We start from the raw sequence: 5,198 nt of genomic DNA, 5'->3' as shown, positions 1-5,198 counted from the left end.
CCCTAGCGTTGAGCCGGCGAACAAATTCGCGTGATACGCGATCACCGTTCGGTGAGCTTCAACTCGATGCGGCGGTTCTTGGTGCGCGCTTCGTCGGTGTCGGCGGGGTCGAGCGGCTGGAACTCGCCGAAGCCGGCCGCGACCAGCCGATTGGCCGGCACGCCGTTCTCGATCAGGAACTTCACCACCGAGGTCGAGCGCGCCGTCGACAGCTCCCAATTATCGCGATAACGGCCGGTGCCGGACAACGGCTTGTTGTCGGTGTGGCCGTCGACGCGCAACACCCAGCTGATCTCCGGCGGAATTTCCTTCTGCAGTTCGATGATGGCGTCGGCGAGCTTCTTCATCTCGACCTTGCCGGCATCGTTGATCTCCTCGGAGCCAGTCGGGAACAGCACTTCCGACTGGAAGACGAAGCGATCGCCGACGATGCGGATGTTCTCACGGTCGGCGAGGATCTCGCGCAACCTGCCGAAGAAGTCGGAACGGTAGCGGTTCAGCTCCTGCACGCGCTGCGCCAGCGCGACATTGAGGCGGCGGCCGAGATCGGCGATCTTGGTGTTGGAATCGCGGTCGCGCGCTTCCGACACGTTGAGCGCGTCCTCGAGCGCGCCGATCTGCTTGCGCAGTGCTGCGATCTGCTGGTTGAGGATCTCGACCTGGCTCAGCGCCTGCTGGCTGATCTGGCGCTGGCTGTCGAGTTCGCCGGAGAGGGCGGCGGCGCGCTGGTTGGCGGCGTCGCCGGCGCCGGCGCCTTGCGCCAGCAATTGTTCGAGCCGGCTCTTTTCCGCCTCAGACGCCGACAGCGACGCCTGCAGATTGGCGAGCGAGTCCTCCCTGTCCTGCGTCGTCGAGCGCTCCAGCGCCAGCAGCTGGGTCAGTTCATTGATCTGCGAGTTGAGGCGGTTGAGCACCGTGTCCTTGCCGGAGATCTCGCGGCCGAGCAGGAACTGCGCCAGCACGAAGACGGTGAGCAGGAACATGATGGCGAGCAGCAGCGTCGACAGCGCGTCGACGAAGCCCGGCCAGTAGTCGATGCGGCGATCGGCACGCCGCGCCCGCGCCAGTGCCACGTCAGTGCACTCCCTGCTTCTTCAGGGCGTCGGCGATCTTTTCCAGCGTGTTGCGCATCGCCTTCTGCTCGTCGGACTGCGCCTCGACCCAATCGCGCATGATCTGCTGTTCCGAGCGCATGTTCTTGACCAGGCCGGAAATGCCGTCGGCGAGATTGGCCATGGCGGTGGCGACGCGCGGGTTGGAGCCGCCGCCATTTTCCTGCAGGCTGCGCAGGCGCTCCGACAACAGGCGGATCTCGTCGGAAGGCTCGCTCCTGGCATTATCGGATACGACGATGTCGGAGGAAAGGTCGGTGACCGAGGACAGCCAGTTCTCGAGCTCGGTATAGAAGCGGGTCTGGGCCCGGCCGGCCTGCAGGTCGAGGAAGCCGAGCACCAGCGAGCCGGAGAGGCCGAACAGCGAGGACGAGAAGGCGGTGCCCATGCCGGCGAGCGGCGCCGACAGTCCCTGCTTCAGTGAATCCAGGACGGCGGCGGCGTCGCCGGTGCCGGGATCGAGCGCTTCGATGGTTTCGCGGATCGAGCCGATGGTGCCGAGCAGGCCCCAGAAGGTGCCGAGCAGGCCGAGGAACACGAGCAGCCCGACCAGGTAGCGCGAGGTGTCGCGGCTCTCGTCGAGGCGGGTGGCGATCGAGTCGAGCATGGTGCGCATCGAGGTCGTCGAGAAGGCGACCGTCGACGAGCGGCCGATCATCGCCTTCATCGGCGCCAGCAGCACAGGTTCGGTGGTCTCCGAGCCGGCGCGGAAGGAGTTGACCCAGCGCACCTCGCGAAACAGGCGCCCGACCTGGGCGAAGGCGAGCAGGATGCCGACCACCAGCACGCCGATGATCAGTCCGTTGAGGCCCGGATTGGTGGAGAAGGCGGTCGAGACCTGGCGGGTCAGGATGGCGGCGATGAAAGCGACGATGATCAGGAAGATCATCATGGTCAGCAGGAAAACCTGCGGGCTCGACAGTTTATGAGGGTCGTAGATCAGAACGTCGGAGCGTCTGCCGATGCCGAAGGATCTGAGAAAAGCCATTCGTGCCCCGTTTCCGATGCGGCTGCCGCCGATCAACCAGTTCGCGACTCTAAACGGAATTGTGACCAAATTGAATGGCGCTTGGCAAGAATGCCGAGCCGGGCTTTGGAGCCTGTTCCCTCCCGATGGAAACGGGATGGGGCTCCATCTTCCTGTTGCGGCATGATCTTTTCCGAAAACCGGTTCGGGATCATGTCCTAGAAGCGGTTTATCACCAGACAGTCGACCATGGCTGCCAGGTGCAGGCCGGCGCCGGTGACGACGAAGCCGTGCCAGACGGCGTTGTGGAAGCGCAGGCCCTTCCAGGCGAAGAAGATGACGCCCAGCGAATAGACGATGCCGCCGGCGACGATCAGCGCGATCGATGTCGCCGGCAGGGTCTGGACCAACGGGCCGACAAGCACGATGCCGCTCCAGCCTATGGCCAGGTAGAAGACGATCGCCAGGCGGTCGAAGCGGCCGGGGAACAGCACCTTGATGGCGATGCCGACCACCGCCGCCGTCCACACCAGCACGATCATCGAAACGGCCAGCGGCGAGCCGTCGAGCTGGGCGAGAAAGGGCGTGTAGGTGGCGGCGATGAGGAGGTAGATCGCGGCATGGTCGAAGCGGCGCAGGATCCACTTCGCCGGCGACGACACCGGCCACAGATTATAGGCCAGCGACACCGAGAGCACGGTGAGCAGCGCGACGACATAGAAGGCGGCGGCAATGTATTCGCCGGGTCCGGCATGGAAGGCTGCAAGCGCCAGGAAGGCCGAGCCCGCGGCGATCGCCAGCACGATGCCCACCGCGTGAACGATGCCGTCGGCGATCATTTCGGCGCGCGAATAGTGCCAGCGTCCGACGAACGGGATCTCGATCTGTGGCCCTGAATTGCTCATGAGCGGTCCTGCATCGCCCTCATCTGGGCGCTTGCCGGACAGTATTTCAAGCTTTGGTTGCGGTTTTGCGACTGCGGCGCTTCAGCGCGGCGCGCCCGTCAACCGGATTTGCCGGATGACAGCGGCTTCTTGACGGTCTTCAGCAGCGCGCGCTGGATGATCTCGTTGCCGGCGACGACAGAACCACGTTCCAGCATCTCCTGGCCGCCCTCGAAATCGGAGGCGAAGCCGCCAGCCTCGCGGATCAGCAGCAGGCCGGCGGCGATGTCCCAGGCCGACAGGCCGACTTCCCAGAACCCGTCCATGCGGCCAGCGGCGACATAGGCGAGGTCGAGCGAGGCGGAGCCAAGGCGGCGCACGCCCGACACCTCGGCCATAACGTTGCGCAGCTCGATGAGGAAATTGCCGTGCTGGCCGCGGCCGAGATGCGGCACGCCGCAGCCGATCACAGAATCGATGAGCTTGGTGCGGCCGGCAACCCGCAGCCGACGGTCGTTCATGAAGGCGCCGCCGCCGCGCTCGGCGGTGTAGAGCTCGTCCATCGCCGGATTGTAGACGACGCCGGCGACGACCTGGCCCTGGCGCTCCAGCGCGATCGAGATGGCGAACATCGGAATGCCGTGCAGGAAGTTGGTCGTGCCGTCGAGCGGATCGACGATCCAGCGGTGCTGGCCGTCCTCGCCCTCGACGGCGCCGCGCTCTTCCATCAGGAAGGAATAGCCGGGCCTGGCCTTCGACAGTTCGGTGAACAGGATGTCCTCGGCCTTGCGGTCGGCCTGGCTGACATAGTCGCCCGGCCCCTTCATCGACACCTGCAGGTTCTGCACTTCGCCGAAGTCGCGCGACAGCGAGCGGCCGGCTTTCATCGCGGCCTGGACCATGACATTGAGGATCGCGGAACGCGCCATTTTTTCTTTTCCTGCTGCTTGGCGCTTTAGTCTGCGCGGCGCACGTAAGTGATCTCGTTGGTGTCGACGATGATGCGCTCGCCGGCGCCGATGAACGGCGGCACCAGCACGCGGATGCCGTTTTCCAGCACCGCCGGCTTGTAGGACGAGGCGGCCGTCTGGCCCTTCACCACCGGGTCGGCCTCGGTGATGGTCAGCGTCACCTGGTCGGGCAGCGAGATGCCGATCGGACGCTCCTCATAGAGCTGGACCGTGACCATCATGCCGTCCTGCAGGAAAGCGGCGCGGTCGCCGACGAAATCCTTGTTCAGTTCGAGCTGCTCATAGCTTTGGGTGTCCATGAACACCAGCGCGTCGTCCTGTTCGTAGAGGAAGGAAAAATCCTTGAGGTCGAGCCGGATCTGCTCGACGGTCTCGGCCGAGCGGAAGCGCTCGTTGAGCTTGGTGCCGTTGATCAGGTTCTTCAGCTCGACCTGGTTGTAGGCGCCGCCCTTGCCGGGCTTGACGGTGTTGGTCTTGACCGCGACCCACAGCCCGCCATCGTGCTCGATGACATAGCCGGGACGGATTTCGTTGCCATTGATCTTGGCCATGATGATGTGATCCGGAATGAGATTTTCGCCACGAACGGCGATTTGGCGCTTCCAAGACCACAAATCGCCAGGAGAGGCAAGGGAGCGGGGCGACGCAGCCCGATCGGCGGCTGCCGCCTGCCCGCTGCCCGCCGGCGCGTCAGGGCAAGCGGTTCGCCTTCTGCAGCGCCTGCTTGGTCTGGTCGTCGTCGAGCCCTTGCAGGAAATCGTCCATCTGAGGGTCGATCAGCCCGGCGCGGCGGGCGACGATATACCAGGCGCCGGCGAGGATCAGGTCCGGATCGGTGCCGATGCCTTCCATGTAGAGCTTGGCGAGGCGATTCTGGGCGGCGACATTGCCGCCCTCGGCTGCCTGTTTCATCCAGCCGAAGCCCGACTTCAGGTCGCGGCTGCCGCCGCGCCCCTCGATCATCCAGGTGGCGAGGTCGATCTGCGCGGTGTCGTAATTCTGCCTGGCGGCCTGCGCCAAAAGGGTGCGCGCCTGGGAGTCGTCGCGCGGCTTGCCGCCGACGCCGTTGGCGTAGATCTGCGCCATCGCATATTGCGCGTCGGCCAGTCCCGTCGCGGCGGCGCGCTCGTAATAGGTGGCAGCCTTGGCGATGCCGGCATCGCCGGGATCCTGCTGGACGAGCAGTTGCGCGAAATTGAACTGCGCCAGGCGATTGCCGGCCTCGGCGGCGGCCTGCATCAGCGCATACGCCGCCTTCTCGTCC

General features: G+C 65.2%; 6 protein-coding genes. All 6 read right to left on the bottom strand.

Going from position 1 to position 5,198, the window contains the following annotated elements:
• Positions 1-41: 41 nt before the first annotated feature.
• Complete coding sequence (locus EN738_RS30500) at positions 42-1,073, bottom strand: peptidoglycan -binding protein (protein ID WP_127286862.1); 1,032 nt, start codon at positions 1,071-1,073, stop codon at positions 42-44.
• Position 1,074: 1 nt separating this feature from the next.
• Positions 1,075-2,100: a MotA/TolQ/ExbB proton channel family protein gene (locus EN738_RS30495; RefSeq protein WP_127286861.1), complete on the bottom strand. Its 1,026-nt coding sequence runs from the start codon at positions 2,098-2,100 to the stop codon at positions 1,075-1,077.
• Positions 2,101-2,297: 197 nt separating this feature from the next.
• Positions 2,298-2,984, bottom strand: a complete 687-nt coding sequence (locus EN738_RS30490) for a hemolysin III family protein (RefSeq protein WP_127286860.1) — start codon at positions 2,982-2,984, stop codon at positions 2,298-2,300.
• Between the two features lie 98 nt (positions 2,985-3,082).
• Positions 3,083-3,892: an inositol monophosphatase family protein gene (locus tag EN738_RS30485; protein ID WP_127286859.1), complete on the bottom strand. Its 810-nt coding sequence runs from the start codon at positions 3,890-3,892 to the stop codon at positions 3,083-3,085.
• A 26-nt stretch (positions 3,893-3,918) separates the two neighbouring features.
• Positions 3,919-4,485: an elongation factor P gene (gene efp / locus EN738_RS30480; RefSeq protein ID WP_127286858.1), complete on the bottom strand. Its 567-nt coding sequence runs from the start codon at positions 4,483-4,485 to the stop codon at positions 3,919-3,921.
• Positions 4,486-4,624: 139 nt separating this feature from the next.
• Positions 4,625-5,198, bottom strand: a 574-nt coding sequence (locus EN738_RS30475; protein WP_145966976.1) for a tetratricopeptide repeat protein, incomplete at its 5' end; no start/stop codon positions are given.

The organism is Mesorhizobium sp. M4B.F.Ca.ET.017.02.2.1, from assembly GCF_003998955.1.
Classification (GTDB): Bacteria; Pseudomonadota; Alphaproteobacteria; order Rhizobiales; family Rhizobiaceae; genus Mesorhizobium; species Mesorhizobium abyssinicae.
This window is presented reverse-complemented; position numbering and strand designations above follow the sequence as displayed.